The organism is Agrobacterium sp. FDAARGOS_525, from assembly GCF_003938925.1.
Lineage (GTDB): Bacteria > Pseudomonadota > Alphaproteobacteria > Rhizobiales > Rhizobiaceae > Agrobacterium > Agrobacterium pusense.
On record NZ_RKIU01000003.1, the window covers coordinates 2,660,082 to 2,685,966 of the forward strand.

The 25,885-nt window shown below is 59.8% G+C and carries 23 protein-coding genes; 9 read left to right on the top strand and 14 right to left on the bottom strand.

Annotation, left to right across the window (positions count from 1 at the left end; genetic code table 11):
- The first annotated feature begins 5 nt into the window (after window positions 1–5).
- From radC to EGT36_RS14435, 3 genes are all read left to right on the top strand, one after another.
- A complete protein-coding gene (gene radC, locus EGT36_RS14425) occupies window positions 6–839 on the top strand; it encodes a RadC family protein (protein ID WP_004441977.1) in 834 nt (277 codons plus the stop codon).
- Window positions 840–975: 136 nt separating this feature from the next.
- Entirely contained in the window at window positions 976–1,398 is a 423-nt protein-coding gene (locus EGT36_RS14430; RefSeq protein ID WP_037093222.1) for a TadE/TadG family type IV pilus assembly protein, read from the top strand.
- Window position 1,399: 1 nt separating this feature from the next.
- Window positions 1,400–3,133, top strand: a complete 1,734-nt coding sequence (locus EGT36_RS14435; RefSeq protein WP_034498925.1) for a TadG family pilus assembly protein — start codon at window positions 1,400–1,402, stop codon at window positions 3,131–3,133.
- Between the two features lie 166 nt (window positions 3,134–3,299).
- Here EGT36_RS14435 and EGT36_RS14440 read toward each other — a convergent pair whose 3' ends face one another.
- Entirely contained in the window at window positions 3,300–4,676 is a 1,377-nt protein-coding gene (locus EGT36_RS14440; protein WP_125270494.1) for a class II 3-deoxy-7-phosphoheptulonate synthase, read from the bottom strand.
- A gap of 527 nt (window positions 4,677–5,203) precedes the next feature.
- On the opposite strand from EGT36_RS14440, the gene EGT36_RS14450 reads away from it, so the two are divergent.
- Window positions 5,204–6,109 (top strand): LysR family transcriptional regulator, encoded by a 906-nt coding sequence (locus EGT36_RS14450; protein ID WP_037093220.1) that lies wholly within the window; start codon window positions 5,204–5,206, stop codon window positions 6,107–6,109.
- On the opposite strand, the gene gor is transcribed toward EGT36_RS14450, so the two are convergent.
- The 3 genes from gor to rpiA form a co-directional block, all read right to left on the bottom strand.
- A complete protein-coding gene (gene gor, locus EGT36_RS14455; protein ID WP_125270495.1) occupies window positions 6,106–7,494 on the bottom strand; it encodes a glutathione-disulfide reductase in 1,389 nt (462 codons plus the stop codon). The two genes, EGT36_RS14450 and gor, sit on opposite strands and share 4 nt — an antisense overlap.
- Before the next feature lie 141 nt (window positions 7,495–7,635).
- Window positions 7,636–8,202, bottom strand: a complete 567-nt coding sequence (locus tag EGT36_RS14460; RefSeq protein WP_006697398.1) for a DUF2059 domain-containing protein — start codon at window positions 8,200–8,202, stop codon at window positions 7,636–7,638.
- A gap of 16 nt (window positions 8,203–8,218) precedes the next feature.
- A complete protein-coding gene (rpiA, locus tag EGT36_RS14465) occupies window positions 8,219–8,914 on the bottom strand; it encodes a ribose-5-phosphate isomerase RpiA (protein WP_006697397.1) in 696 nt (231 codons plus the stop codon).
- Window positions 8,915–9,102: 188 nt separating this feature from the next.
- On the opposite strand from rpiA, the gene EGT36_RS14470 reads away from it, so the two are divergent.
- Entirely contained in the window at window positions 9,103–9,804 is a 702-nt protein-coding gene (locus EGT36_RS14470; protein WP_037093216.1) for an HAD family hydrolase, read from the top strand.
- 299 nt (window positions 9,805–10,103) lie between these two features.
- Here EGT36_RS14470 and EGT36_RS14475 read toward each other — a convergent pair whose 3' ends face one another.
- Both EGT36_RS14475 and EGT36_RS14480 read right to left on the bottom strand, forming a co-directional pair.
- On the bottom strand, window positions 10,104–12,062 hold the full coding sequence (locus EGT36_RS14475; RefSeq protein ID WP_479829297.1) for a L,D-transpeptidase family protein: 1,959 nt from the start codon (window positions 12,060–12,062) through the stop codon (window positions 10,104–10,106).
- Between the two features lie 70 nt (window positions 12,063–12,132).
- Window positions 12,133–12,474 (bottom strand): hypothetical protein, encoded by a 342-nt coding sequence (locus EGT36_RS14480; RefSeq protein ID WP_125270496.1) that lies wholly within the window; start codon window positions 12,472–12,474, stop codon window positions 12,133–12,135.
- On the opposite strand from EGT36_RS14480, the gene fumC reads away from it, so the two are divergent.
- Both fumC and EGT36_RS14490 read left to right on the top strand, forming a co-directional pair.
- Window positions 12,464–13,855: a class II fumarate hydratase gene (gene fumC / locus EGT36_RS14485; RefSeq protein ID WP_022556218.1), complete on the top strand. Its 1,392-nt coding sequence runs from the start codon at window positions 12,464–12,466 to the stop codon at window positions 13,853–13,855. The two genes, EGT36_RS14480 and fumC, sit on opposite strands and share 11 nt — an antisense overlap.
- A 209-nt stretch (window positions 13,856–14,064) precedes the next feature.
- Window positions 14,065–14,997, top strand: coding sequence for an alpha/beta hydrolase (locus tag EGT36_RS14490; protein WP_125270497.1), 933 nt, complete (start codon window positions 14,065–14,067; stop codon window positions 14,995–14,997).
- 222 nt (window positions 14,998–15,219) lie between these two features.
- Here the strand turns inward: EGT36_RS14490 and pyrG are convergent, their stop codons facing one another.
- The 4 genes from pyrG to EGT36_RS14510 all read right to left on the bottom strand — a co-directional run bounded on the left by pyrG (window position 15,220) and on the right by EGT36_RS14510 (window position 19,447).
- Window positions 15,220–16,848 carry a CTP synthase gene (pyrG, locus tag EGT36_RS14495; protein WP_006697393.1) on the bottom strand — a complete coding sequence of 543 codons (1,629 nt, stop codon included), beginning with the start codon at window positions 16,846–16,848 and terminating at the stop codon, window positions 15,220–15,222.
- 159 nt (window positions 16,849–17,007) lie between these two features.
- Window positions 17,008–17,466: a preprotein translocase subunit SecG gene (gene secG, locus EGT36_RS14500; RefSeq protein ID WP_004442000.1), complete on the bottom strand. Its 459-nt coding sequence runs from the start codon at window positions 17,464–17,466 to the stop codon at window positions 17,008–17,010.
- A 115-nt stretch (window positions 17,467–17,581) separates the two neighbouring features.
- Window positions 17,582–18,352 carry a triose-phosphate isomerase gene (gene tpiA, locus EGT36_RS14505; protein WP_035210909.1) on the bottom strand — a complete coding sequence of 257 codons (771 nt, stop codon included), beginning with the start codon at window positions 18,350–18,352 and terminating at the stop codon, window positions 17,582–17,584.
- Between the two features lie 213 nt (window positions 18,353–18,565).
- A complete protein-coding gene (locus EGT36_RS14510) occupies window positions 18,566–19,447 on the bottom strand; it encodes a dienelactone hydrolase family protein (protein WP_037093212.1) in 882 nt (293 codons plus the stop codon).
- 225 nt (window positions 19,448–19,672) lie between these two features.
- On the opposite strand from EGT36_RS14510, the gene parE reads away from it, so the two are divergent.
- Window positions 19,673–21,793 (top strand): DNA topoisomerase IV subunit B, encoded by a 2,121-nt coding sequence (parE, locus tag EGT36_RS14515; protein WP_035210911.1) that lies wholly within the window; start codon window positions 19,673–19,675, stop codon window positions 21,791–21,793.
- A gap of 87 nt (window positions 21,794–21,880) precedes the next feature.
- Here the strand turns inward: parE and EGT36_RS14520 are convergent, their stop codons facing one another.
- The 3 genes from EGT36_RS14520 to EGT36_RS14530 are packed head-to-tail and all read right to left on the bottom strand — an operon-like array spanning window position 21,881 to window position 23,199.
- Window positions 21,881–22,489, bottom strand: a complete 609-nt coding sequence (locus tag EGT36_RS14520) for an ATP-dependent Clp protease proteolytic subunit (protein WP_125270498.1) — start codon at window positions 22,487–22,489, stop codon at window positions 21,881–21,883.
- A gap of 42 nt (window positions 22,490–22,531) precedes the next feature.
- Window positions 22,532–22,888 (bottom strand): SRPBCC family protein, encoded by a 357-nt coding sequence (locus EGT36_RS14525; protein WP_006697388.1) that lies wholly within the window; start codon window positions 22,886–22,888, stop codon window positions 22,532–22,534.
- Window positions 22,885–23,199, bottom strand: a complete 315-nt coding sequence (locus EGT36_RS14530; RefSeq protein WP_037093210.1) for an ArsR/SmtB family transcription factor — start codon at window positions 23,197–23,199, stop codon at window positions 22,885–22,887. Before EGT36_RS14530 ends, EGT36_RS14525 begins: the two co-directional genes overlap by 4 nt.
- A 153-nt stretch (window positions 23,200–23,352) precedes the next feature.
- Between EGT36_RS14530 and EGT36_RS14535 the strand changes: the two genes are divergently transcribed.
- The gene (locus EGT36_RS14535; protein WP_125270499.1) at window positions 23,353–24,909 is read left to right on the top strand and encodes a phospholipase D family protein; all 1,557 of its coding nucleotides are present in this window, start codon (window positions 23,353–23,355) and stop codon (window positions 24,907–24,909) included.
- Between the two features lie 15 nt (window positions 24,910–24,924).
- On the opposite strand, the gene EGT36_RS14540 is transcribed toward EGT36_RS14535, so the two are convergent.
- Complete coding sequence (locus EGT36_RS14540; RefSeq protein ID WP_004442009.1) at window positions 24,925–25,758, bottom strand: response regulator; 834 nt, start codon at window positions 25,756–25,758, stop codon at window positions 24,925–24,927.
- Window positions 25,759–25,885 lie beyond the last annotated feature (127 nt).

The window sequence follows — 25,885 nt, forward strand, 5'->3', positions numbered from 1 at the left end:
CGCCCATGGCAAGACGCCCCGCCCCGCCTCCCGCCGAGCTTTCCACGACGTCCGGCTTTCAGGCGGGCGAAGGCGATCTCTTCGAAGGGGCGGACGAGCGCGGTTTTTTCGCCGAGCCGCGAAATGCGGTGAAGAAGCCGGTGCCTGTCATCGAGCCGCCGGCGGATGCCGCCCATTATCATGGTCACCGGGACCGGCTGCGGGCGCGGTATCGCGATGGCGGCGACGCGGCGCTCGCCGATTATGAGTTGCTGGAGCTTTTACTGTTCCGGCTGATACCGCGGCGCGACACAAAGCCCATCGCCAAGGCGCTCCTTGCCCGTTTCGGCACGCTGGGCGGTGTACTCGGCGCACCTCTGCCGCTGTTGCAGGAGGTGAAGGGCGTGGGCGAAGCCGTGGCGTTCGACCTGAAACTCGTCGCCTCCGTGTCCCAGCGCATGCTGAAAAGCGAAATCCGCAACAAGCAGGTTCTGAGTTCCTGGTCCTCGGTCATCGATTATTGCCACGCCGCCATGGCCCATGAAACACGCGAACAGTTCCGCATCCTGTTCCTCGATAAGCGCAATGTCCTCATCGCCGACGAAGTGCAGGGGCACGGGACCGTGGACCATACACCGGTCTATCCCCGCGAAGTGGTGCGCCGCGCTCTCGAACTATCCGCTACAGCCTTGATTTTGATCCACAATCACCCGAGCGGCGATCCGACACCGTCGCGTGCTGATATCGAGATGACCAAGACCATCATCGATACGGCAAAGCCGCTCGGTATCGCCGTCCACGACCATATCATCATCGGCAAGGATGGCCACGCCAGCTTCAAGGGCCTGCGCCTGATCTGAAGCAGACGCGAAGGTTTACACAGGCCTGCAACCCATAAGCGCACGTCAACACAAAATTAACACCTATAAATTAGCATTTCCGAAAATAATAAATCAAGGCATCGAACCTTGGTGCCTTAAGGAACGGGGGTGCTTTATGCGTAATGCAGTGCGTTTCCTTCGCGATCGGTCCGGCTCGAACGCTGTCGAGTTCGCCATTGTCGCGCCAATCTTCTTTCTCGTCCTCCTGACCATGATTGCCTACGGCATTTATCTGATGGCGGCCTATTCGGTGCAGCAGATCGCCGCCGACGCGGCAAGAACGGCGGTCGCCGGCCTTAACACCAACGAGCGCCAGCAGCTCGCCCGGGATTTCGTCGCCAAGAGCGATCTCGGTTACGCCTTCCTGGATAAAAGACACTTCACGGTCGACGTCGCCACTGATCCCGCCAATGCCAACCAGTTCACGGTGAAAGTCGAATATGACGCCCGTGATCTGCCGATCTGGAGCCTCTACAGCTACACCCTGCCCGAGCCGGTCATCCGGCGTTTTTCCACCATCCGGATCGGAGGAGCATGACATGAGGACCATCCATTCCCTGCTCTCCGGTTTCCTGAGGGATCGCGCCGGCAACATCGCCATCTCCGCCGGCCTGACGGCGCCGCTTTTTATCGGCATCCTGGCGATTGGCGTCGATTACGGTTATCTGACCCTGCAGAAGCGGCAATTGCAGCAGACCGCCGATCTCGCGGCCATTTCGGCAGCCGCCAACGTCACCGACGCGGAAAAGACGGTGCAGCAATATTTTGCACTCAACGGCCTGGACCTCGGCGTCAGGACGGCGCAGGGGCTGCTAACGCCAACCGGGCTGCAGCCTTTCGATCCCCGGAATGAGTTTGCCAAAACCCACGGCTACGCCGAGGTTGTCAAAGGCCATTATGAACCGGATGCCAGCCTCCCGGTCGGACAGCGGTTCGTCGAAAACGCCCAGCCGACCAATGCGGTGAAAGTAAACATCTTCGAAAAGGGCCAGATCTTCTTCGCTTCGGCCTTTACAACGCCGCCAAGGATTTCGGCCGCCGGAACCGCCTCGTCTCAGAAAGTCGCCGCATTCTCGGTGGGATCGCGGCTTGCCAGCCTCAATGACGGCCTCCTGAACAGCCTGCTCGGCGGTCTGCTCGGCACCACGGTCTCGCTCAAGCTCATGGACTATCAGGCCCTCGTCGATGCCGATGTCAACGCGCTGCATGTCGTCGAAGCTCTCGCGATCGATCTTGGCCTCACCGCCGGCACCTACAAGGACGTGCTGCAGACGGAGATTACCTACGGCAAGTTCCTGAACGCGCTGACGAAAACGACGGGCTTGCAGCCAGCCGTCGTCACCGTTCTGAAGACATTGGAAAAAACCGCCGGCAAGAGCAACATCAAGCTCAAGCTAGAAGAAATCGTCAATCTCGGCCCCTTCACAGAAAAGCTCATTGGCAGCGGGGAAAATCTCAAGGTCAATGCCAGCGTCTTCGACCTTCTCAATGCCGCAGCCGTTGCCGGTAATGGCGGCAACCAGCTGGCGCTGGATCTCGGCGCTAATGTTCTCGGCCTCGCCTCGGCCAAGGTGACACTCGCCATCGGTCAGCCGCCGGTCGAAACGCCTTCGCTCGCCGTTGGCGGCCAGGGCACCGTGGTCCGTACCGCCCAGACCCGCCTTGCGGTCAATGTCGTGGTGGATGGGCTCCAGGCAATCGCCGGCCTCAAGGTCAATGTCCCGCTTTATGTGGAAGTCGCCCACGCGGAAGCCCGGCTTGCGGACATTCGCTGCACGGGCGGCGGACAGGGAACCGTGGATGTCGAAGTTGTTCCAGGCGTTGCAGAAATTGCACTTGGCAATGTCGATACCACGGCCTTCGCCAATTTCGGACGGGACCCGCGGGTGACAAAGGCGGCAATCGTGGATTCTGCCCTGCTTGCCGTCAACGGCAGCGCCCTCATCAACGCCACCAACATGACGAAGACCAAGCTGACCTTCACGCAGCTGGATATTGCCCAGGGCAAGATCAAGAGCGTCTCCACGAAGGATACCGTCACGACGCTCGTCAGCTCGTTGCTGAAGAACCTCGATCTCGACATCAGGATTCTCTTCCTCAACCTTGGCGGCCTAGGCGTCATCCAGACAGCGCTCGCCAACACGCTGTCCCTCGTCACCGCACCGGTCGATACGCTGCTTTACAACACGCTTCTGGTTCTCGGCGTCAAGATCGGCGAAGCCGATGTTCGTGTTACCGATGTCCGCTGCCAGCAGCCGGCTCTGGTACAGTAAGCCTATAGCCACAGATAAAAATAGCCGCCGGAAATCCGGCGGCTTTATCATTACCAGAGGCTGAAGCGTCCGCGAGCGGGAGCCTCACACTCCCGAAGCCGGACCAGATCTTCAGTCCGGCACGATCAGACCTCGCGCAAGCGCAGAGAGACTTTCAGCTCTTCCATCAAGCGCTGGCGATTGCCAGGCGCTTCTCGTCGCGCCCGCTCTTCATGCGCTCTGACAGCAGGAACGCCAGTTCCAGCGCCTGATCGGCATTGAGGCGCGGGTCGCAATGGGTGTGGTAACGGTCGGACAGCGAATCCGCCGTCACGGCGCGCGCGCCACCCGTGCACTCCGTCACGTCCTTGCCGGTCATCTCGATATGGATGCCGCCCGGATGCGAGCCTTCGGCGCGGTGGATCTGGAAGAAGCTTTCGACCTCCGACAGGATACGCTCGAACGGGCGCGTCTTGTAGTGGTTGAGCGTGATCGTGTTGCCATGCATCGGATCGCAGGACCAGACGACCTTGCGGCCTTCCTTCTCGACAGCACGGATGAGCTTCGGCAGGCTGTCCGCCACCTTGTCATGGCCGAAACGGCAAATCAGCGTCAGACGGCCGGCCTCGTTTGCCGGGTTCAGCGCGTCGATCAGCTCGATCAGATTGTCGGGCGTCAGCGACGGACCACATTTCAGGCCGATCGGGTTCTTGATGCCGCGGAAATATTCCACATGCGCATGGTCGAGCTGACGCGTGCGGTCACCGATCCAGATCATGTGGCCCGACGTGGCGTACCAGTCACCAGAGGTGGAATCGATACGGGTCAAGGCTTCTTCGTAACCAAGCAGCAACGCCTCATGGCTGGTGAAGAAGTCGGTCTCGCGCAGGCTCGGATTGCTGTCCGCGCTGATGCCGATGGCCTTCATGAAGTCCATGGTTTCGGAGATTCGGTCGGCCAGCTTGCGGTAACGGTCGGCCTGCGGGCTGTCCTTGATGAAGCCGAGCATCCACTGGTGAACGTTTTCGAGGTTGGCATAACCGCCCATTGCGAAAGCGCGCAGCAGGTTCAGCGTCGCCGCCGACTGGCGATAGGCGTCGAGCTGACGCTCCGGGCTCGGAATGCGCGAGGCTTCGTTGAATTCGATGCCGTTGATGATGTCACCGCGGTAGGACGGCAGCGTCACGCCATCCTGCACTTCCACGTTGGAAGAGCGCGGCTTGGCGAACTGGCCGGCAATGCGTCCCACCTTTACGACTGGCAGCTGTGCGCCATAGGTCAGCACCACGGCCATCTGCAGGAAGGCACGGAAGAAGTCACGGATATTGTCCGCGCCGTGCTCGAGGAAGCTCTCGGCGCAATCGCCGCCCTGCAGCAGGAAGGCGTTGCCTTCCGCCACATTGGCAAGCTGCTTCTTCAGGCGGCGGGCCTCACCGGCAAATACCAGCGGCGGATAGGTTGCAAGCGTGGCTTCCGTTGCCGCAAGCGCTGCCGCATCAGGATATTCGGGAACCTGCTGGATCGGTTTCTGCCGCCAGCTGCCGGGGGTCCAATTCTGTGCCATGTTCTTACCCTTCTTTCGACCGCGCAACCGCCGCGCGACCGCCTCGGAAATTTGAGCGGCTTATAGCTCCAAGCACAGGCTTTGCATAGACATCCGCGCGCCGCCCGCCCTCTTTCGGACCGTTTTGATCCGCCACGAAGGAGAAAAATGATTTCAAACGATTTAAATAGTTTTTGTGGATGGTTCCCATCCCTCCGAAGTCACCGACTTCCGGGCTTGATGCAGAGATATCGGCGCACGGAATGAGGCAGATGCAAGAGAAACACCACAAGCCGGTCCAGTGGCGAGCAAGGCCAGTTCTCCCATTCGGAAACACACCCGCCTCTTCCGTGGCGGATTTCCATGTGTCTAATCTTCTCCATAAGGAACATGGTTTCGGGTAACATGTCTGTCTCCTTTGTTGGAGACGAGTTAGGTTGCGCCCTGCAGCAAGCATAGAGGCAGGACTGAAAGACCCGTTTCATATCTGAACGGAGAGGACAGGCCCTGATGCGGCTAAGATGCTGCCATGATGTGGAGAGGATGCCGTGACAGAAGTGGACTGGGACGAGTTGAGGCTTTTCGACATTGTCGCCACAGAGGGCGGCCTCGCCGGCGCGGCGGGTAAAGCCGGGCTCAGTGCGCCGACGATTGGCCGAAAGATGATGCTTCTTGAACGCAAAATGGGGCGAACGCTCTTTATTCGGAGTCAGAACGGATACCGGCTCGCACCGGACGGCCAGGTCCTGTTCGAGAAGGTAAGGTCAATGCGCAACAGCGCGGCGGAAATCACTCAATGGCACAGCGACGCTTTTTCGCTACCGATCGTTTCTCTGTCGAGTGACATCTGGATTGCCGGATTCATAGCCACCAATGCGGCGGCCATTCGCGGCCCGTCGGACGCTTTCCGCCTGTGCTGCAAGCAATGTGAAAATGACGACGAGTTGACCTACAGGCGCGGCATGATCGCGATCAGGCACGTCAGGCCAGCCGCCGGGAATTTCGCCGTCCGGAAATCGGTCGACGTTGCCTATTGCGCCTATCGCGCGCGCGACGGCTCAGGCAAAAATGTTGAGCAATGGATTTCGATCGGCACCGAGGTCGCAAAATCCGACGCCGAAAAATGGGTGTTCCGGCATCGGGAACCGCTGATCCACACCTGGACGAATGCCCCTGCCCTTTTGCCGAGCCTCATCCAGAGCGGGGCCGGAAAAGGTGTCCTGCCCTGTTTTATTGGTGATAACGTCCCCGGCCTCGTCCGCGACGGCGAGATCATCGAGGAACTGTCCCATCCGCTCTGGATCATCGTCAACGACGACGACCGGCACGCCCCGGAAATGCGGCTCGCCATAGATCGCCTCGTCGCTCTCCTGAAGGGCAACGAGGCGTTATTCGATGGCAGCCGCCATTATCAGGCAGAGACGAGCTGGAAGCCGGAGCGGAAGATGAGCTAGACCCGCTCGCCGTTTACGACGCGATAGCTCGGCGAATACATTGTCACCAGTTCCTCTGCCGCCGTTGGGTGAACAGCCATGGTGCGGTCGAAGTCATCCTTCGTGCAGCCGGCTTTCAGCGTGATGCCGAGAAGCTGCGCCATCTCGCCGGCCTCATGGCCGAGGATATGCACGCCGACGACCTTGCGGTCAGCGGCATTGACGATCAGCTTCATGATCGTTTTCTCCTGACGGCCAGATAGCGTCGCCTTCATCGGACGGAACTGGGCGCGATAGACTTCCAGTTCCGGGTATTTCTTGCCGGCTTCCTCTTCCGAAAGGCCGACAGTGCCGATTTCCGGCTGCGAGAATACCGCCGTCGCAATCAGTTCGTGATCCGGCTTGGTCGGGTTGTTCTTGTATTCCGTCTCGATGAAGCACATCGCCTCGTGGATCGCCACCGGCGTCAGTTGTACCCGGTCGGTGACGTCGCCAAGTGCGAAGATGCTCGGCACGTTCGTGCGCGAATAGTCGTCAACGACGATCGCGCCGCGGGCGTCCACCTCCACACCGGCATTCTCGAGACCGAGCCCCTTGGTATTCGGATCGCGGCCAAGCGCCAGCATCACCAGGCCCACATGCAGCGAAGCGCCCTGCTTGGTGCGGGCCACGAAACCGCCGGCGCCGTCCTTGCTGACTTCCTCGATGATGTCTTCCAGAATGATGCGGATGCCCTTGGCCTCCATCGCCTCATGCAGGCCCTTGCGCATATCCTGATCGAAGCGCAACAGGATTTCCTTGCCGCGATAGATCAATGTCGTTTCAACGCCGAGCCCGTGGAAGATATTGGCGAATTCCACCGCGATGTAACCGCCGCCGGCAATCAGGATCGATTTCGGCAGCTCCTCGAGATCGAAAGCCTCGTTGGACGAAATCGTCAACTCGTGGCCGGGCAGCGCCTTGTGTTCGTTCGGCGTGCCGCCGACAGCGATGACGATGCGCTCGGCGGTGAAGGTTTCGCCGGTTTTCGTCAGCTTGACGGTATGGGCATCCACGAGTTCCGCCCGGCTGTCGAAAATATCGGCCTTGGCGTTTTCCAGACCCTTACGGTAGAGCCCTTCGAGACGGGTGATTTCCTTGTCCTTCGCCGCGATCAGCTTTTTCCAGTCGAAGCTGCGCTCGCCGACGCTCCAGCCGAAACCTTCGGAATCCTCGAAATGCTCGGGGAACTGCGAGGCGTAGACGAACAGCTTCTTCGGCACGCAGCCGCGGATGACGCAGGTGCCGCCATAGCGGTATTCCTCGGCGATCGCCACGCGCTTGCCGAGCGAGGCAGCCACACGGCCGCTGCGCACGCCGCCGGAACCGCCACCGATGACGAAGAGATCGTAGTCATAAGCTGTCATAGTCAAAACCCCTGATCAAAACCGCCATCAGCCGCAAACGGGCAGCGGTGCATTCACGCCACATATAGGTGCTGCGGCGCACAAATGAAAAGCCCGGTCTTGCGGCCGGGCTTTGAATATTTCTGAACCTGGAAAAGCGCCTTATGGCTTGGCAGCCGGAGCGCCACCCGTGGCATTGTGATCCGCCGGAAGCGGCTTCAGATCAGCGCCGGCGACCTTCTGCAGTTCGGTCATGCTGGCAGCGTTGAGATCGCGGTTGATACCGGCGGCCCAGATATCGGCAGCCTTCATCAGTTCGCGGGTCGCAATCGGGCCGTCCTTCAACAGCTTCTTGCCAGCTTCGCTGCTGTAGAAGGTGGAGATGGCGTTCAGTTCCTCGACCGAAAAAGCACGTGCATAGGTCAGCGCGGCCTCACGCTCGAGATCGGCGCGGCGCGGTGCAAGCTCAAGCGCCTTGGCGTCAACCGTCGCGGTGATCGCATCCTGAACATTCGGCGAAGCCTGAATAAGTTCGGCCTTCAGACGCTCGGCCAGTCCCGGCAGAATGTCGTCGAAACGGTCGGTAACGCCAAGAGAGGCGATCGCCTGCCGCGCGGCAGCAATATGCGCTTCGGAAATTTCCTGGGCGCGTGCGGCAGTACCGAACACGATGCCGGAAATGAGGATCGAAGCAGCGGCAGCTTTGCCCAGTCCCGCTAGTTTGATCATGAAAATCTCGCTCCTGTTATACTGCCTGCATCACGCGGGCGCCTTCAGGGCCAGCGATAATGGCAAGCGATGCCAAATTTATGAAAAGTCCGTGCTCGACGACACCGGGAATCGTGTTCAGCTCGCGTGCTAGCGCTTCTGCATCAGGAATACGGCCAAAAGATGCGTCGAGAATAAGGTGTCCGCCATCCGTCATGAAGACGCCGTCACCGGAAGAGCGAAGCTTCAACTCACCCGACAGGCCTGACCGCGATGCCAGCTTTTCGATGGCGATGCGGGTCGCAACCTGGCCAAACGGATTGATCTCGATGGGCAGAGGAAAGGCGCCCAGCGTCTCCACAACCTTGCTCTGGTCGGCGATGACGATCACGCGTGCGGATGCCGCCGCGACGATCTTCTCGCGCAGCAGTGCACCGCCGCCGCCCTTGACGAGCCGCAACGCGTGGTCAACCTCATCCGCACCGTCAATGGTCAGATCCAGTTCCGGCAATTCATCGAGAGATTTCAGCGGCACGCCAAGCTCGACGCACAGACGCGCGGTGCGCTCTGATGTCGGCACGCCCTCGACCTTGAGGCCGGCGGCGACCTTCTCGGCCAGAAGCCGGACGAATTCCTCGGCCGTCGAACCCGTGCCGATACCAAGCCGCATCCCATCCTGTACATGGGACAATGCGGCCTCGGCGGCCTTGATCTTCATCTGGCGGGCATCCATGTGCCTGAAACTCCGGTAGCTTTGTCGTCGCCGTGCTGTTTACACGGGTCGAAAGCCAAACGAAAGCCTTTTTCAAGGCAACGAACAGAACGTTGTGATGCGGTTGCAAAGACAGGAGGCTTTGCCTAGGCTTGGCGCGAATGAAAGCATGAATAGCTCAGCCCCGCATTCTACAAGAGGCCGTTTCCGTGACATCCCGCCCGCTCGCCCCGCTCGCCATTTTCGATCTCGACGGTACTCTGGTCGATACCGCCGCTGATCTCGTCTCGAGCCTCAACCATACCATTGCCGCAGCCGGGCTTGCGCCCGTCACCTATGACGACCTGACGCATCTCGTCGGCCAGGGCGCACGGGTCATGATCAAGCGCGCCTTTGCACTGCGCGAAACGGAACTGCCGGAAGCCGAAATCGATCCGCTCTACGAACGCTTCATCACCCATTACCGCGCTGAAATGCCCGGCGAAAGCCGCCCCTACCCCGGCATCGTCAAAACGCTGGATGCGCTTTCGCAATCCGGCATCACGCTTGCCGTCTGCACCAACAAGACCGCAGTCCTCGCTGTACCGCTGCTCGAAAAACTCCGCCTTACGCCGTATTTCGCGGCCATAACCTGTGGCGACACGTTCGAATTCCGCAAGCCTGACGCGCGCCATATCTTGGGGACCATCGAAAGGGCCGGCGGCGATATCAGGCGCACGGTCATGATCGGCGACAGCATCAACGATATCCTCGCCGCGAAAAACGCCAACGTGCCCTCCATCGGCGTCACTTTCGGTTACACGGATGTACCGATGGCCGAGCTGAAGCCGGATGTAGTGATCGATAATTTTGATGCGCTGACACCGACATTGTTCGAGAAGCTGATTGCAAGGGGTGCGGCCGCGGCTTGAGAGACTGAGCGACAAACGCAAGGAAACGGCATTTTCGACATCAATGAGAGCTAAACGACTTCCCTGCCGTCCGTCATGCCGGACTTGATCCGGCATCCAGCCACGGCGTGTCTGCGCCGTGAAAGGAGCCTTTGCAATCAAGGACTTGATCGCGCTGGACCCCGGATCAGGTCCGGGGTGACGGAGTACCCATTTACGCCCAACATCCCTGACAGGGTCTGCAGCCGAACTACTCCAAAACCGATCCATAAAACAAAAAAAGCGCCGTCTCCGGCGCTTTTCTTTTGAATAGACCCCAATCAGATCGAGCTGGCCCTTGCCTTCGTCGTCACCGCAAAGGCCTTCTGCACGTAGCTGTCGCGATCATAGACATCATCGAAGAACTGGACCTTGCCGTCCCTATCCGGCCAGGCGGTGAAATAGGCCACATAAACCGGAATCTTTTCCGGCACCTGCACGGCGCGGTTCTTGCCTGACGCAATCTGCTCGCCAACCTTGTCAACGCTGGTGCCGAGAACGGCAGCCGCCATGCGGCGCGGGTCGACCAGGCGGATACAGCCGTGGCTCAGCGCCCGCATGTCGCGGTTGAAGAAGCTTTTGGCCGGCGTGTCATGCATGTAGATGGCATGTGCGTTGGGGAAGAGGATTTTCAGGTCGCCCAGCGCATTGTCGCTGCTCGGCGGCTGGCGCACGGAAACGGCGTTGGTCGAGCCATACCAGTTGACGCTGGAAGACGATACCGCACGGCCATTCACCTGCACCTCGTAACCCAGGCGATCGAGGTATGATGGGTCACGGCGCAGCTTCGGCAGCATCTCGTTGATGATGATCGACTGCGGTACGCCCCAATAGGGATTGAACTCGACCGTCTGGATTTCATCCTGGAAGAAATAGGTCTGATTGGCCTTGGAGCCGACCACGACCTTCATGCCGAACTGTTCGACGCCTTCATTGTGGTAATAGGCCATGAAAGCGGGCTGGTTGATGAAGACGTAACGCTGGCCGAGATCGGCCGGCAACCAGCGGATCTGCTCCATGGCCACCTGCACCTTGGCGATCTTCGCGTCGTTGCTTTCGCCGACCATGGCGCGCACGGTCGCACGACCGATGACGCCATCCGCCTTCAGGCCATTTTCGCTCTGGAACGCCTTCACCAGCTCGACGAGATCAGGCGTGTAATCCGGCGTCTGCTGGTAAGCGGAGATTGTTGCGGCATGTTCCGCCTTGAAGGCGGGAGAAGCCCGATGTTCGATAGCCTTGACGACACTCGCCATGTCAGCGCTGCTGTTGCCGGGCTTCAGCACCAGATCGGCGGGAACACGAACGACATGGGCGGCATCGCCCTCGCCACGCAGGCGGGCAAGCTCTGCCTTCAGCGCCTGATACTCGGCGCTGGAGGGCTCGCGGCTGCGCAAATAAGCGGCCACATCTGGGCTAAGGCCAGCAAGCTTCAGCACGGGAGCGAGGTTCACCGTCTTGCGCTTGAAATCATGGTAACCGGACAGCCGGTTCGGATCGACGCGGCCACGGGTCGTATCCTGCACATAGGCGAGAACCTTGGCGGACAGCGCCAGCTCGAACTGCATCTGCGCCCGCTGATAGGCATCGGAAACAGGCGCCGAAGCCGTCTCGACCGGTGTGCCGTTCGATGTGGTGCCGGCAACATTGCTGCTGATACTCGCAGTCACATCCTTGGCCGGTGCGGAAATGCTGTAATCGGCGGGATCGAGACCGCTTTCGCCAACCGTCTCCAGGAAAGCGATGGCGGCGTTGGCGCGCTCGGTCAGTTCGCCACCGGATACCCACAACGTCTTTCCGCCAGCGCCATAATAAGCCTCAAGCGCCTTGGCGATCTCGGGCGTTGCGCTGAACTTGAGATTGGCAAGGCCTTCGCCGAAATTCGCGGTGTTCACCGCCCGGGCTACATCCGCCTTGTAATCATAATAGCGTGGGCCGGAAACGCGGGGCAAAGGCTCGGGATCGGAAGCATCAGCACTCTGACCGGCGCCCGATCCGGAGCCGGATGGCGAGGTGACGATGCCGGCCGGCGGCAACTCGCCGCGATCCCGCGCGATCTTGCCGGGCCCGCCGCGCAGGAGGTCCATCAGGGTCACCGCACCGGCGGTGCCGGGAAGAGCGGTGGAAACGGAAAGACCGAGAGCCAGCACCAGTGCTGCCGATGATTTTCCAGATGTGACTTGCAATTTGATCCTCGTAGCACCCAGCACCACCGGGAAAACGGCGGGCATTAGTTTCATGCCTGTCTAGCCGATCAACGGCCTGTTGAAAAGAAAACGCCCAAAGCCCAAAATCGTGCCGAAATGAACCTCATAATACAGCCAAAGCCATAAAAACGTAATTTCCAGAATTGGTGAGAATGGTTAAATTTCTATTTATTTCATTTACTTTGCTTTGAGCGCCCGCCCCGGTACAAGCCCGGTTTCCCTGCCTTTTCATGACGTAGTAAAAATGCCACGCGGCCGGGTTTTTCGCCTTGCTGCATTCGCTGCAGGCAAATCGCCGCGGAACGACGGGAAATATCTTCCCGCGCCGCATTGCAGCGGCTTTCTTTGCCGCCGCGATGATTCTATATATCGGCCGCGCAAGGCGGGCGAAGGCGCCGTTTTGGCGGAGGAACACGAGTAAAAAGGCAAGATTGATGACAGCCACACGGACGGAAACCGATACATTTGGCCCTATTGAAGTTCAGGCCGATCGCTACTGGGGCGCGCAGGCGCAGCGCTCGCTCGGCAACTTCAAGATCGGCTGGGAAAAGCAGCCCGCCTCTGTCGTTCGCGCGCTCGGCATCGTCAAGCAGGCCGCTGCCCGTGCCAACATGGCGCTTGCCGGCCTCGACCCGAAGATCGGTGAAGCCATCATCGCCGCCGCACAGGAAGTCATCGACGGCAAGCTGACTGAACATTTCCCGCTCGTCGTCTGGCAGACCGGCTCCGGCACCCAGTCCAACATGAACGCCAATGAGGTGATTTCCAACCGCGCAATCGAGATGCTCGGCGGCGAAATGGGCAGCAAGAAGCCGGTTCATCCCAACGACCACGTCAACATGAGCCAGTCCTCGAACGATACCTATCCGACGGCGATGCACATCGCCTGCGTCGAGCAGATCGTTCACCACCTGCTGCCGAGCCTGAGGCACCTGCACGAAGCGCTGGAAGCCAAGGTCAAGCAGTTCGAAAAGATCATCAAGATCGGCCGCACCCACACGCAGGATGCAACGCCGCTGACGCTCGGCCAGGAATTCTCCGGTTACGCCGCGCAGGTCGCCTCCGCCATAGCCAACATCGAAACCACCCTGCCTGCGCTTTCCAAGCTCGCCCAGGGCGGCACGGCCGTCGGCACGGGCCTCAATGCCCCTGTTGGTTTTGCCGAAAAGGTCGCCGAGGAAATTTCGAAGATCACCGGCCTTTCCTTCGTCACCGCGCCGAACAAGTTCGAAGCGCTTGCCTCGCATGATTCCATGGTCTTCTCGCATGGCGCGATCAACGCGGCAGCAGCGGCACTCTTCAAGATCGCCAACGACATCCGCTTCCTCGGCTCCGGCCCCCGCGCCGGTCTCGGCGAACTCTCGCTGCCGGAAAACGAGCCCGGCTCGTCCATCATGCCGGGCAAGGTCAACCCTACCCAGTCGGAAGCACTGACGCAGGTTTGCGCCCACATCTTCGGCAACAATGCAGCGCTCTCCTTCGCCGGTTCGCAGGGCCACTTCGAGCTCAACGTCTATAACCCGATGATGGCCTATAACTTCCTGCAGTCCGTCCAGCTTCTGGGCGACGCGGCCGTCTCCTTCACCGACAATTGCGTCGTCGGCATCGAGGCCCGCGAAGACAACATCAAGAAGGGCGTCGAAAACTCGCTCATGCTGGTGACGGCACTGAACGGCAAGCTCGGCTACGACATCTGCGCCAAGATCGCCAAGACCGCCCACAAGAACGGCACGACCCTGCGCGAAGAAGCCGTTGGTGGCGGATACCTCACCAACGAAGAATTCGACCAGTATGTGCGCCCCGAGAACATGATCGGGCCGAAGTAAGCCGGTCGGGATTTGTCACTGGAGTTAAAACGGGCCTTCGGGCCCGTTTTTGTTTGCTTGATTGACACGCCGCAGAGAGACAGCGACATCGCTGACCCGAACCGGAATATCTTGTTGCAACCATATTGTCCTGTTGGTTTTTATATAGGCCTCATAAACTGCTCTACCGGGAGAATACCGGATCCAAGTGCCTGATGGAGGAAGACATTATGATCTGCCGCCGCAGCCTTCTTTTTGCCGGGGCATTCCTCGCCACATCAGTGAAAATCCCAAATCTGCTTGCTAAAGACAATCCGCGCCGTCTTGCCCTTTGGGCCGGCAGCCCGCCCGGTGGTGGCGGTCCAAACGGCCCTACGGATATCAGCAAAAAAGGCGCCGTCACCAACATCGCCATACCAGGCCTTGAGATATTTGCCCCTGACAGGCCCAATGGGTCCGCAATGATCATAGCCGGTGGTGGTGGATATAAACGCATCGAGGAGGGCAAGGAATCCTATCCCGCCGCCCGCTGGCTCGCGGCCAGAGGCATTCATACCTTTGTCCTCAGCTACCGCCTGCCGATTGAAGGTTGGGCTGCCGGGCCGCTCGCACCGCTTCAGGATGTGCAACGCGCGTTTCGTCTGGTGCGTGCACACGCCTCGGACTGGCAGATCGATCCGCACAGGGTCGGCGCGCTCGGTTTTTCAGCGGGCGGCCACCTCATGGGGCTTGCCGCCGCCCGCTCGGCTTTTACGTCTTATGATCGTATCGACGACATTGACGGGCAATCAGCCCGTCCGGATATCGCAGCGCTGATCTACCAAGTCATCACGCTTGCCGCTCCCTATGACGATACCTCGACCCGCAGATCGCTTGTCGGCAGACACCCGACAGATAAGGCCACACGCGAATGGTCGGTGGAAAGCCATGTGCGCAAGGATTGCCCGCCAATTTTCCTGGCACAGGCGGATGACGACCGGATCTCCAATCTAGCCAACAGCCGGCTCATGCGAGACGCCTGTGAAAGGGCTGGCGTGGATGTCGAATTTCATCCGATCGCGTCGGGCGGTCACGGCTTTGGCATGGGCAAGGCCGGCACCCCATCGGAAGAGTGGCCAAACTGGTACGAAGTGTGGTTGCGGAAGCATAATTTTCTCGCGTGAGGCCGTTGGCGAACGATAGCAACGTGCATCTTCGGACGGTCGCCCTTCTTCCGTCATCCGCGGGCTTGACCCGAGGGTCCGTAACCGCCGAACGATGGATCCTCGGGAGTCAAGCCCGAGGATGACAGAGCAATACGCATCGACGAATGCTCAGCCGAAAGTGCGCATACCGCAAACAAAAAAGGGCCGCTTTCGCGACCCTCTTCACAATCCTTCAAACCGTCAAACCAGCCGGCTCTGCTCCACCGCCGCTTCGATGAAGCTGGCGAAAAGCGGATGCGGGTCGAGCGGGCGGCTCTTCAATTCCGGATGGTACTGAACGCCGATGAACCAGGGATGGTCAGGATATTCCACCGTTTCCGGCAGCACACCGTCCGGAGACATGCCGGAGAAGACGAGGCCGCATTCTTCCAGCCGGTCCTTGTAGTCCACATTCACCTCGTAGCGGTGACGGTGGCGCTCGGAAATATCCGTGGAGCCATAAATCTCGGCGATCTTGGTATCCTTCTTCAGCGCCGCCTTATAGGCGCCGAGGCGCATCGTGCCGCCGAGATCGCCCTTGGAGGAGCGCTTCTCCAGCTCGTTGCCCTTCACCCATTCGGTCATGAGGCCGACAACCGGCTCGGACGTCGGACCGAATTCGGTCGAAGAGGCATTTTCGATGCCGGCCAGATGACGGGCCGCTTCCACGACCGCCATCTGCATGCCGAAGCAGATGCCGAAATAGGGCACGTTGCGCTCACGCGCAAACTGCGCCGCCATGATCTTGCCTTCCGAACCGCGCTCGCCAAAGCCGCCCGGCACCAGAATGCCGTTGACCTTTTCAAGGTATGGCGTCGGATCTTCCTTTTCGAAGACTTCCGACTCGATCCACTCGAGCTTGACCTTGACGCGGTTGGCGAAGCCGCCGTGATGCAGCGCCTCGATCAGCGACTTATACGCGTCCTTGAGGCCGGTATATTTGCCGACGATCGCAATCGTCACTTCGCCTTCCGGCGTACGGATACGGTTGCAGACCTCTTCCCACTGCTCCAGACGCGGCTTAGGCGCCGGCTCTATGCCGAAAGCGGCCAGCACTTCCGAATCGAGGCCTTCCTTGTGGTAGGCGATCGGAACGTCGTAGATATTCGCCACATCCAGCGCCTGGATGACGGCGGAGGGACGCACGTTGCAGAACAGCGAAAGCTTGCGGCGTTCCGCTTCCGGGATTTCCCGGTCGGCACGCACCAAAAGGATGTCGGGGTGAATGCCGAGAGCCTGCAGTTCCTTGACGGAGTGCTGGGTCGGCTTGGTCTTCAATTCGCCCGCTGCCGGAATATAGGGCATCAGCGTCAGGTGAAGATAGATCGCCGTGCCGCGCGGCAGGTCGTTACCGAGCTGACGGATCGCTTCCATGAACGGCATCGCCTCGATGTCACCCACCGTGCCGCCGATCTCGCAGATGACGAAGTCGTAATCGTCATTGCCTTCGATCACGAAATCCTTGATCTCGTTGGTGACATGCGGAATGACCTGAACCGTTGCGCCGAGATAATCGCCGCGCCGTTCCTTGTCGATGATGTTCTTGTAAATGCGACCGGTGGTTATGTTGTCGGTCTTGGTGGCCGAACGCCCGGTAAAGCGCTCATAGTGGCCAAGGTCGAGGTCCGTCTCGGCACCGTCGTCAGTCACGAACACTTCGCCGTGCTGTGTCGGGCTCATGGTGCCGGGATCGACGTTCAGATAGGGGTCGAGTTTGCGAAGCCGCACCCGATAACCACGGGATTGCAGCAAAGCTCCGAGTGCAGCAGCTGCGATGCCCTTACCGAGAGAGGAGACCACGCCGCCTGTGATGAATACATATCGCGCCATGGGATTCACCGGATACCTTTTTACCTCTGATTCCGCCAGCCCAAATTTCATGCTGTTGCAAATTCGCTGTTGACGAATTCACAATTCAACTGGCCGGAATGCGAACAAAAGAAAACCGGCAGGCTTTTGGCCTGCCGGAGCGTTAAATCAGAACCGGGCTTATTGACCGGTCGGAACTGCGTTCGGATCGGCGGGCTGCGCCGGGGCCGGAGCGGCCGTGCCGGAAGCGGCCGGAGCCGGTGTGGTCTGTGCGGGAGCAGCAGCGCCGTTATTGGTCGGAACACCATTTTCAGCCGGAGCCGGCGTCGAAGGCGTCGTCGACGGGCCGAGCGTGTCGAGAATGCCGTTACCCTGGCCCTGCGTGGCCGGAATACGGTTCAGGATATCGGTCGGACGCGATTCGTAACGGGTCAGAAGACCAAGGCCGAGCGACGTTGCGAAGAACAGCGCCGCAAGGATCGCGGTGGTGCGCGTCAGGGCATTGGCCGTTCCGCGCGCGGACATGAAGCCCGAACCGCCGCCGATACCGAGGCCGCCGCCTTCGGAACGCTGGATCAGGACCACGCCGACAAGCGCCAGCACGATCATGAGGTGAATAACAATCAAAACGGTCTGCATGACAATCCATTCCATGCCCCGCGCGGAGCACCATAAAGAAGGTTTTGCGGCTCTTTACATGAGGCGAAGGCTTATTCCAAGCCCCTTTCCCGATACTCTTTCAGGAAAGCCTCATTCAGGCCGTCAGTCGCTCATATGCCGCATAGATGGACAGGAAGTCCGACGCTTTCAAGCTCGCGCCACCAATCAGCGCGCCATCGACGTTTTCAACGCCCATCAACTCCAGCGCATTGGCCGGCTTTACTGATCCGCCATAAAGGATGCGCATGGTCTTTCCGGCATCGCCGAAGCGCTTGACGAGCTCGTCGCGCATGAAGGCATGAGCCTCGCGCACATCGTCCACCGTCGGCGTAAGGCCGGTGCCGATCGCCCAGACGGGTTCATAAGCGATAACGGTGTTTTCCGCGGTCGCCTCATCCGGCAGTGAGCCGGCAAGCTGGCGCTTCAAAATATCGAGCGTCTGGCCCGCCTTGCGCTCATCGGCCGTTTCGCCAATGCAGACGATGGCGATGAGATCGGCCGCATGGGCGGCAGATGCCTTGGCGCGAACCAGATGGTCAGTCTCGGCATGGTCGGTGCGGCGCTCGGAGTGGCCAACGATGACGTGGGTGCCGAAGCAGTCGGCAATCATCTCGGCGGAAATATCGCCAGTATGGGCACCGGAGGCGTTCTGGTGGCAATCCTGCGCGCCGATCATCAGCGGGCTGTCATCGCAGAGCGCGGTCGCGACATAAAGCAGCGTTGAAGGCGGGCAGATCAGCGCATCCACCTTCTCGGACAGCGCGCCCTTGACACCCTCTGCCATGGCCTTGATCTGGTCGAGCGAGGCACGCGTGCCGTTCATCTTCCAGTTTCCGGCAACAAGCGGTCGAACATTCGGCGTCATGCGTATCCCATTCCCTTTGTCTCGGGGCGCAGCCCTGGCGGCGCCCCATCCCTCAGCCGCTGACGGCCCTTGATCACGACAGAAGCTCTGCCGCAATTTCCCGGATATTCCTTTAACCGCAGCGGGCAGCAATTGGTACAAAAAAGCGGCCCAAGGGTTAAAACCAGCGGCAAATCTGGCAAAATTTGTCGTGACCGAGCCCGCCGCGATCCCTTATCGGCTCAAAATCCAGTTCAGAACTGCCCGCCAGTCGGTCATTCGCACCGGCGTGCCGTGGCTGCCAGTCTCATAGCGCGTGAACCGCGCGGGCTCCCCAGCCTTCAACAGCGTGCGGAAGATCGTCGCCTGCTGATCGGCCGAATAAACCTTGTCGGCGCTGCCATGGGTAAACCAGACCGGCTTCTTCGCCTTCGCGAAAGCGCTTTTCGGAAAATCGGGATCGACCGCGCCCCCCAGGATCGCCATTCCCTTGAGATTGGCAACGGCTGCCTTGTCGCGGCTAATGCCATAGCAGATGAAACTGCCCATTGAGGCGCAGGTCAATATGACAGGCTTGCCGCCGGATTTTTTGGCCACATCCGCAATAAGCGCCGCAATGTCGGCAACGCCGTTCTCATCGAAAGAACGAACACTCGGCACGTAATAGGTGCCGCCATTGGTCACGGCCAGATTTTTCAGCCGGTTGAAATTACCGCCGAACGTATAGTCGTTCATGCCAAGCCGCCGGTCACCGCCGCGCCCATGGATGAAGATGATGGTGAACGCCTGCCCGCTGGCCGGGCCGACGCGGCCGACCTCAAGCGCCCTGCCCTCAGCGGGCACGGTTTCCAGCGCCTGCACCTTCTTCGGCGCCATATCCACATATTGCCGCTTCACCCGCCGCTCCGGCACCTCGTCGCGGCCGTTGATGTCGCGCATCTCCTTGTAATCGATGACTTCGGATGCGCCGCCATCGCCCGTGGAAAGCACCGTCTGCGCGGAAAACAACTCGTCCTTGAAAGGCCGCAGCGGCCCGTCAGACGCAAAGGCCGTAACCGGCATTGCCGCCACAGTGAGGCTGAAAAGAGTACAAAACGTGAAATGAGCTGTGGACATGCCTTGGCTAACCGTTCATTCGTGGCTGCGAGACTTGCCATCGCAAGGCCGGCAGCGCAATCCTCCTGTTGCGAAACCCTGACACAATCGTGACATAGGATGCGCCGCGCTTGCCCAGGCGGACCCCGGTTCAATCGGACGGGAACCACGTTTGGCGGTATATTGACGCTGATGGCAAAATGATTCGCATGGCGAAATTCTGACACACGCTTTTGAACTTTGGACATGATGGACGACAGCAACGATCTCTTCTCCGGTCTTCCGGCGGCACGAAACAGCGACACGGACACGAACGAGGACGCGGCGAAGCCCGTGAAGGCCCCGGCGACCGCTGCTGCCAATGTGAACGTGCAGCAGAAACCCGCAGCCGCTGCCCCCGTCGCGTCGTCTGCCCCTCCGCCGCCCGCGTCTCCTACAGGTGACGACTACGGCGCATCATCGATCCGCGTGCTTGAGGGCCTCGAGCCGGTGCGCATGCGCCCGGGCATGTATATTGGCGGCACGGACGAGAAGGCGCTGCACCACCTCTTCGCCGAAGTCATCGACAACTCCATGGACGAGGCCGTCGCCGGTCACGCCAATTTCATCGAGGTTCATCTCGATGCCGAAGGCTTCCTGACGGTCACCGATAACGGCCGAGGCATTCCCGTGGAGAACCACCCGCAGGTTCCGGGCAAATCGACGCTCGAAGTCATCATGACCAAGCTGCATGCCGGCGGCAAGTTCGACGGCAAGGCCTACGAGACCTCTGGCGGCCTGCACGGCGTCGGCGTCTCCGTGGTGAATGCGCTCTCCGATCTTCTCGAAGTGGAAGTGGCGCGAAACCGCAAGCTTTACCGCCAGCGTTTTTCGCGTGGCCTGCCGATCGGTCCGCTGGAAGAGCTTGGCGACGTGCATAATCGCCGCGGCACCCGCGTGCGTTTCCATCCCGATCCGCAAATCTTCGGCGATCACGCGAAATTCGAACCGGCCCGCATCTTCCGCATGGCCCGCTCCAAGGCTTACCTCTTCGGCGGCGTCGAAATCCGCTGGAGCTGCGATCCCGGCATGGTGCCGGCCGATGGAGAAATCCCCGAAAAGGCGGTGTTCCATTTCCCGGGCGGCCTGAAGGATTATCTGGCCGCCACGCTCGGCAAGGAATTCACCGTCACGCGCGAGATTTTTTCTGGCCGCACCGAAAAGACCGGCGGCCACGGCGCGCTGGAATGGGCAGTCACCTGGTATGGCGGCGACACGCAGATACATTCCTATTGCAACACCATCCCAACCCCCGAAGGCGGCACGCACGAAGCGGGCCTGCGCATCGCGCTCACCAAGGGTCTGAAGAACTATGCCGACCTGACGCAGAACAAGCGCGCCAAGGACATCACCACCGATGACGTGATGATTTCGGCTGCCGGCATGCTCTCCGTCTTCATCCGCGAGCCGGAATTCGTCGGCCAGACCAAGGACAAGCTCGCCACCGTCGAAGCCCAGCGCATCGTCGAAAACGCGCTGCGCGACCCATTTGACCATTACCTGACCGGCAACCCGGCCGAGGCGGCAAAGCTGCTCGACTGGGTCATCGAGCGCTCGGAAGAGCGTATGCGCCGCCGCAAGGAAAAGGAAGTCAACCGCAAGACCGCCGTGCGCAAGCTGCGCCTGCCCGGCAAACTGGCGGATTGCTCCCAGAACACGGCCGAAGGCGCCGAACTTTTCATTGTCGAGGGTGACTCGGCTGGCGGCTCGGCCAAACAGGCGCGCAACCGCGCCAATCAGGCCATTCTGCCGCTGCGTGGTAAAATCCTCAACGTCGGCAGTGCCAGCCGCGAAAAGCTTTCCGCCAACCAGCAGATCGCCGATCTCATCCAGGCGCTCGGCTGTGGCACCCGCACCAAGTACCGCGAAGAAGACCTGCGTTATGAGCGCATCATCATCATGACCGATGCCGACGTCGACGGCGCCCATATCGCCTCGTTGCTCATCACCTTCTTCTATCAGGAAATGCCGGAACTCATTCGCGGCAACCACCTCTATCTGGCAGTGCCGCCGCTCTACGTCATCCGTCAGGGCGCGAAATCCGCCTATGCCCGCGACGACGCCCACCGCGCCGAGCTGATGGAAACCGTCTTCAAGGGCAAAAAGGTCGAAGTGGGCCGCTTTAAAGGCCTCGGCGAAATGATGGCCGCCCAGCTCAAGGAAACCACCATGGACCCCGAAAAGCGCACCCTGCTGCGCGTCGAGATCGATGACGTGGACTTCGAGGGCACGCGCGAGGCTGTCGACAATCTGATGGGCACCAAGGCCGATGCCCGTTTCCGCTTCATTCAGGAGCGGGCGGCTTTTGCAGATAATCTGGATATCTGATCATCCGGATAGACCTTTGAAAGGCAGCGCATTGGCGCTGCCTTTTGTGTTGATATGGAAACAACATCTTGCGGATAGTAGCCGGCACTACGCCGCGATATCCGCACGAACGCCCAGAACGCGGTCGATCAGACCCCATTCCAACGCTTGCTCCGCCGTCATGAAAAAATCCCTATCCATGGCCGCTTCGAATTTCTCATAACTCTGTTTGCAATGTTCGGCGTAAAGCCGCGTCATGCGGTGCTTGGTCTGCTGCATCTCCTCGGCGTGGATCAGCATGTCCGATGCCTGTCCCTGGAAACCGCCCAGCGGTTGATGAATGTGGATGCTGGCATTGGGAAGTGCTGTGCGCTCGCCCGGTTCGCCCGCCATTAGCAGGAACGATCCCATGGAACGGGCCGTGCCCATACAGAGTGTGTGAACCGGGGCGCGGATGTAATGCATCGTATCATACATCGCCAGACCGCTCGTCACGACGCCACCCGGAGAATTGATATAAAGATAGATCGGCTTCTTCGGGTTTTCCGCTTCGAGAAACAGCAATTGCGCGCAGACGAGCGCTGAAACTGCATCGTTGACCTCGCCATTGAGAAAGATGATCCTTTCCCGCAGCAGGCGCGAATAAATGTCGAAAGATCTTTCTCCCCTTGATGATTGTTCGACGACCATAGGGACGTGTTGCATCACTTCGCGCATCGGCGAACTCCTGTGTTTGAAAATGTCGGGAAACGAGTGGGATCAGGCGGCGAGCTTGATCGGCGGGCCGTTGTGGTTTGCGGCGGCCTTCATCGTCCGGCCGGTATTTGTGGGCAGTTCATGAATGATGCGAAGGCTCGTGCCGCCCTCGGCATTGGCCGCGATCCTGAAGGTTACGGTGCTTTCCAGAAATGGTGGAATGTCTTCACGCAGCCGGTAGCGCACTTCCTCGCCGGGTTTGATGTCGATCGCGTCAGGTTCCGCCAGAGCCTCGTTCGGCAGCCAGTTTTCACGGAACGCTGCAATGCTGATGGCGCGCCAGACCTTTTGCGGCGGCTCGTCCAGATCATATTCAAGTTCAATGCCGTTTTTCGGCGCTTCCGCTGCATCCCTGTTCATTGGTCCATATCCTTCAGCAGGAGTTTGAGAGCCTCAATGCGCTGTGGCCAGTAGGCGCGATATTTGCCGAGCCACGCAGCAATGCGTGTCAGCCCCTCCGGATCGACCTCGTAATTGACGAAACGGCCCTGCCGTCTTTCAACCACTAGCCCGGCGCCGCGAAGAACCGAAAGATGCTGCGACATGGCCGGCTGACTGATCTCGATCCCTTCGCGCAGGCCAGAGGCATTCATGGCACCATCCGCCAGCTTTTCGAAAATGGCACGGCGCGTGGGATCGGCCAGTGCCCGGAATATATCGTTCTCTGCCATAAAAACACATAAGCACGCACTTATGTGTTTGGCAAGCCCGTTGTCGCGCCTGTACCGGTTTTTCGTACTGCCGCCGAACCGAAATGAACGCTTTATTCCCTCGCGCGTTTCCATCCCGCCTGATACTCTCCAGGCCGGGAGCGATCAAAACAAGTGACTGCATTTACGGTCTTCATCATCATTCTTCTGCTGCTCGTCGGGCCGAGCCTGTTTGTCGTCATCGGTAAACAGCGGGAAAAATCCATTCCCAAACGCCCCTCCGCCGCCCTGCCCGTCACTGAGGACGAAACCGTGCTGGATCGGCACTGGCAGACCATAAAAAATGGCTGGAGCGAAAAGAATGCGCTGTGCCTGCTACATTCCAATCTCGATGCATTTGCGGTGCGCGTCGCGGCGGCGCGCGCGGCCGGGCGTAGCCTCGATCTCATGTATTACATGTGGAATGCGGACCTGACGGGACGGCTGATGATGCGCGAGGTCATCGCGGCGGCCGATCGCGGCGTGCGGGTACGGCTGCTGCTCGATGATCTCGGCGTCTCCATGTCAGACCGAATTTTCCACGCCATCGACAGCCATCCCAATATCGAACTTCGCCTGTTCAACCCCACCCGGGCGCGGGAGAACATGCTCCATCGCGGCATGGAACTTTTGCTGCGCTTTCGCAGTGTCAATCGCCGCATGCATAACAAGGCCTGGATTGCCGATGGCCGCGCGGTGATCGTTGGCGGTCGAAATATGGGCGACGCCTATTTCGATGCGGCCGAACGGGCGAATTTCCACGATTTCGATATTCTCGGCTTCGGTGACGTCGTGGCCGACGCAACGGAAATATTCGATGATTACTGGAACAGCGCCGTTTCCGTCCCCGTTCGCTCGCTTCTGGCGCGCAGGCCGAGCAAACTCGCAAGATTACGGCGCGAGCTGGACGCACTGCCAAAAAGCGAAGCCGCAAAACCTTATCTGGAGCGCGTTGAAAGCCAGTATGACCGAGATCATTTCCTGATGTCGGACCGCATGCACTGGGTGGATTCCGTGGATGTGCTTGCCGATCCTCCGGAAAAAGCGGCAGGCAAGCGGCGGAAGGGCCACAACTTCCTGATGGAAAGCCTGCTGCCCCTGCTGCAGGCGGCAAGCGACAGCCTGCACGTCACATCCCCTTACTTCATTCCCGGCAAACAGGGCGTTGAGATTTTCCTTGATATTGCCGAACGGGGCGTATCGCTGGCCATCCTCACCAATTCGCTGGCGGCAACGGATGTGGCCGCCGTTCACGCCGGATATGCCCGCTATCGCAAGCCGCTTCTCTCGGGCGGCGTACGCCTGCACGAGCTGCGTTCGCAGGTGGACCAGCCGAACTTCACCCTGCGCGGTTCCGGACAGGCGAGCCTGCACACCAAGGCATTCACGCGTGACGGCATGACAGGTTATATCGGCTCGCTGAATTTCGATCCGCGCTCGGCCTCCCTCAATACGGAGATGGGCGTGGTCTTCACATCGCCGCCGCTGGTCGCTTGCATGGACGAAATATTCGCCGAGGAAATCCGCCGCACGATGAGCTTTGAACTGGAGATCGACAGCAGCAACCGCATCGTCTGGACGACGGAGGAACAGGGCCGTACCAAGACCTACCGGCGCGAGCCAGACGCCGCTATCGGCCGCCGCCTCATCGCCGGCATCATGCGTTTCCTGCCGCTTGAATCTCAGCTTTGAAGACGAGCGTCCGGCTCACGCAGCCGGCCGCACCCCGGACTTCGCCAGCTGTATCTGCACCAGCGTATCGAGGTTCTGGTTGACGCGGCAATAGAACTCTTCATCAATGAAGGGCCGCAGCATGAAATCATTGCCGCCAGCCTTCAGGAAACGCGCCGACAGCAGACGGTTGGTGGAGGAGGAAACACCGATAATGCGCAGTTCATGGGAGCCGCGCACGGTGCGGATGCGCCGCGTCAGCTCGAAACCGTCAATATCGGGCATGTTATAGTCGGTGACGACGAGGCCGATATCGGGATTGGCCCTTAGAATATCGAGCGCCTTCGCACCGCTGTCTGCCAGGCTGACGCGGAAATTATAACGCTTGAGACGGCTCGAAAGCAGCGCCCGCGCCGTCGGGCTGTCGTCAACGATCAGCACATGATGGCGGTGGTTGGTGAGGAAGCGGCAGACGGATTCCGTCAGCATATCCACGGCGAAGATATTGTCTTTCAGAATATAATCCACCACGTCCTTGGCGATCAGCGTTTCACGCGTCGCCTCGTGGAAGGTGCTGGTGAAAACGATGGTCGGGATCGATAGATCGATCAGATATTCCAGCGCTTCGCCCTTTTCCGCGCCCGGTAGGTTGATGTTGGAAATGGCGAGCGTCACCGGCTCGGAAGAATGTTCGTAGCAGGCCTGCAATTCCTCGAAGGAGCGGCATACTTCCACGGTAACGCCCAGCATCTCGTTGAGCCGCCTGCTCACCATCTGGGTAAACACGTTGCTGTCTTCCGCCAGTAAAATGCGGTTATTGGTAAAAGGCACGCCCGAATATTGCATGCCCGTGATGCCCAGGAAATTCATTCTGTCCCGACCCCCATCGAATGTCAGCGGAAGATAACAGGCTCATTTTGCGGAATGATTAATAGCATTTTTCCTGAAGCGTCAGTTCAGCATATGCTTACCTAAACGGAAATACGGCCCGCGAGGG

Coding starts and splice junctions, on each gene's coding strand:
- EGT36_RS14490 (WP_125270497.1), top strand. CDS start 14,065: ATGATCTGCCGCCGCAGCCTTCTTTTTGCCGGGGCATTCCTCGCCACA.
- EGT36_RS14530 (WP_037093210.1), bottom strand. CDS start 23,199: ATGGCAGAGAACGATATATTCCGGGCACTGGCCGATCCCACGCGCCGT.
- EGT36_RS14525 (WP_006697388.1), bottom strand. CDS start 22,888: ATGAACAGGGATGCAGCGGAAGCGCCGAAAAACGGCATTGAACTTGAA.
- EGT36_RS14440 (WP_125270494.1), bottom strand. CDS start 4,676: ATGGCACAGAATTGGACCCCCGGCAGCTGGCGGCAGAAACCGATCCAG.
- EGT36_RS14510 (WP_037093212.1), bottom strand. CDS start 19,447: ATGTCCACAGCTCATTTCACGTTTTGTACTCTTTTCAGCCTCACTGTG.
- EGT36_RS14430 (WP_037093222.1), top strand. CDS start 976: ATGCGTAATGCAGTGCGTTTCCTTCGCGATCGGTCCGGCTCGAACGCT.
- gor (WP_125270495.1), bottom strand. CDS start 7,494: ATGACAGCTTATGACTACGATCTCTTCGTCATCGGTGGCGGTTCCGGC.
- secG (WP_004442000.1), bottom strand. CDS start 17,466: ATGCAGACCGTTTTGATTGTTATTCACCTCATGATCGTGCTGGCGCTT.
- fumC (WP_022556218.1), top strand. CDS start 12,464: ATGACAGCCACACGGACGGAAACCGATACATTTGGCCCTATTGAAGTT.
- EGT36_RS14460 (WP_006697398.1), bottom strand. CDS start 8,202: ATGATCAAACTAGCGGGACTGGGCAAAGCTGCCGCTGCTTCGATCCTC.
- pyrG (WP_006697393.1), bottom strand. CDS start 16,848: ATGGCGCGATATGTATTCATCACAGGCGGCGTGGTCTCCTCTCTCGGT.
- radC (WP_004441977.1), top strand. CDS start 6: ATGGCAAGACGCCCCGCCCCGCCTCCCGCCGAGCTTTCCACGACGTCC.
- tpiA (WP_035210909.1), bottom strand. CDS start 18,352: ATGACGCCGAATGTTCGACCGCTTGTTGCCGGAAACTGGAAGATGAAC.
- EGT36_RS14540 (WP_004442009.1), bottom strand. CDS start 25,758: ATGAATTTCCTGGGCATCACGGGCATGCAATATTCGGGCGTGCCTTTT.
- EGT36_RS14435 (WP_034498925.1), top strand. CDS start 1,400: ATGAGGACCATCCATTCCCTGCTCTCCGGTTTCCTGAGGGATCGCGCC.
- rpiA (WP_006697397.1), bottom strand. CDS start 8,914: ATGGATGCCCGCCAGATGAAGATCAAGGCCGCCGAGGCCGCATTGTCC.
- EGT36_RS14520 (WP_125270498.1), bottom strand. CDS start 22,489: ATGCGCGAAGTGATGCAACACGTCCCTATGGTCGTCGAACAATCATCA.
- EGT36_RS14475 (WP_479829297.1), bottom strand. CDS start 12,062: ATGAAACTAATGCCCGCCGTTTTCCCGGTGGTGCTGGGTGCTACGAGG.
- parE (WP_035210911.1), top strand. CDS start 19,673: ATGATGGACGACAGCAACGATCTCTTCTCCGGTCTTCCGGCGGCACGA.